This window comes from Streptomyces sp. NPDC005799, from assembly GCF_040630525.1.
Taxonomy (GTDB): Bacteria; Actinomycetota; Actinomycetes; order Streptomycetales; family Streptomycetaceae; genus Streptomyces; species Streptomyces griseorubiginosus_B.
The window spans coordinates 1-2,423 of sequence record NZ_JBEXXQ010000181.1 but is presented as its reverse complement, the minus strand read 5'-3'; the positions used below and the strand labels follow the sequence as shown (position 1 = coordinate 2,423).

Annotated in this window: 1 protein-coding gene; it reads left to right on the top strand. The window is 68.8% G+C overall.

Going from position 1 to position 2,423, the window contains the following annotated elements; translation table 11 throughout:
• A partial coding sequence (locus ABZ453_RS51025) for a dihydropteroate synthase (RefSeq protein ID WP_359026897.1) occupies positions 1-2,423 on the top strand: 2,423 nt, incomplete at both ends.

Below are 2,423 nucleotides of genomic sequence, written 5' to 3'. Positions count from 1 at the left end.
GAGACGACCGGCACGATGCTGCTGGGCTCGGAGATCGGTGCCGCGCTGACCGCTTTGGAGCCGCTGGGCATCGACATGATCGGCCTGAACTGCGCGACCGGTCCGGCGGAGATGAGCGAGCACCTGCGCCATCTGGCCCGGCACGCCCGCGTCCAGCTGTCCTGCATGCCCAACGCCGGTCTGCCGGTCCTGGGCAGGGACGGCGCCCACTACCCGCTGACCGCGCCGGAGCTCGCCGACGCGCAGGAGACCTTCGTCCGCGAGTACGGCCTCTCGCTGGTCGGCGGCTGCTGCGGGACCACGCCCGAGCACCTGCGCCAGGTCGTCGAACGCGTCCGCGAGCTCGCGCCCACCGAGCGTGATCCGCGTCCGGAGCCGGGTGCGGCGTCGTTGTATCAGTCGGTGCCGTTCCGTCAGGACATCTCGTATCTGGCGATCGGTGAGCGGACGAACGCCAACGGGTCGAAGAAGTTCCGCGAGGCGATGCTGGCGGGGCGCTGGGACGACTGTGTGGAGATGGCGCGGGAGCAGATCCGTGAGGGCGCGCATCTGCTGGATCTGTGTGTGGACTATGTCGGCCGGGACGGTGTGGCGGACATGCGGGAGCTGGCGGGCCGGTTCGCGACCGCCTCCACCCTGCCGATCGTTTTGGACTCCACCGAGGTCGACGTCATCGAGGCGGGGCTGGAGAGGCTGGGCGGCCGCGCGGTGATCAACTCGGTCAACTACGAGGACGGCGACGGCCCCGACTCGCGTTTCGCGAAGGTGACCCGGCTGGCCCGGGAGCACGGGGCGGCTCTGATCGCGCTGACCATCGACGAGGAGGGCCAGGCCCGCACCCCGCAGAAGAAGGTCGAGATCGCCGAGCGGCTGATCGCGGATCTGACCGGGAACTGGGGGATTTTGGAGTCGGACATCCTCATCGACACGCTGACGTTCACCATCTGCACCGGGCAGGAGGAGTCCCGCGGGGACGGGGTGGCCACCATCGAGGCGATCCGTGAGCTCAAGCGCCGCCACCCGGCGGTGCAGACCACGCTGGGCTTGTCGAACATCTCCTTCGGCCTCAACCCGGCCGCCCGGATCCTGCTCAATTCCGTGTTCCTGGAGGAGTGCGTCAAGGCCGGGCTGGACTCGGCGATCGTGCACGCCTCGAAGATCCTGCCCATCGCCCGCTTCTCCGAGGAAGAAGTGCAGACGGCGCTGGATCTGATCTACGACCGGCGCGGTGAGGGCTATGACCCGCTGCAGAAGCTGATGGCCCTGTTCGAGGGGGCGACGGCGACGTCGCTGAAGGCGGGCAAGGCGCAGGAGCTGGCCGCGCTGCCGCTTGGGGAGCGGCTCAAGCGGCGCATCATCGACGGCGAACGCAACGGCCTGGAAGCCGATCTGGATGAGGCGCTTCAGACCCGGCCGGCCCTGGACATCGTCAACGACACCCTGCTGGACGGCATGAAGGTGGTGGGTGAGCTGTTCGGCTCGGGGCAGATGCAGCTGCCGTTCGTGCTGCAGTCGGCGGAGGTGATGAAGACCGCGGTCGCCTATCTGGAACCGCACATGGAGAAGGTCGAGGGCGAGGAGGCCGGCAAGGGCACGATCGTGCTGGCCACGGTGCGCGGGGACGTGCACGACATCGGCAAGAACCTGGTCGACATCATCCTGTCCAACAACGGCTACAACGTGGTCAATCTGGGGATCAAGCAGCCGGTGTCGGCGATCCTGGAGGCGGCCGCGGAGCACAGGGCGGATGTGATCGGCATGTCCGGGCTGCTGGTGAAGTCCACGGTGATCATGAAGGAGAACCTGGAGGAGCTCAACCAGCGGGGCCTGGCCGCCCACTACCCCGTCATCCTCGGCGGGGCGGCGTTGACCCGGGCCTACGTCGAGCAGGACCTGCACGAGATCTACGAGGGCGAGGTCCGCTACGCCCGCGACGCCTTCGAGGGCCTGCGCCTGATGGACGCCCTCATCGGCGTCAAGCGGGGCGTGCCCGGCGCGCAGCTGCCCGAGCTGAAGCAGCGCCGGGTGCGGGCGAGCGCAGTCGGCGAGGTCGACGAGCAGCCGGTGGAGGGCAACGTCCGCTCCGACGTCGCAGTCGACAACCCCATCCCCGCCCCGCCCTTCTTCGGCACCCGCGTCGTCAAGGGCATCCAGCTCAAGGAGTACGCCAGCTGGCTCGACGAGGGCGCGCTGTTCAAGGGCCAGTGGGGCCTCAAGCAGGCCCGCACCGGCGAGGGGCCCTCGTACGAGGAACTCGTCGAGACCGACGGCCGGCCGCGGCTGCGCGGGCTGCTGGACCGGCTGCAGACCGAGAACCTCCTCGAAGCCGCCGTGGTCTACGGCTACTTCCCCTGCGTCTCCAAGGACGACGACCTGATCATCCTGGACGAGCACGGCAACGAGCGCACCCGCTTCACCTTCCC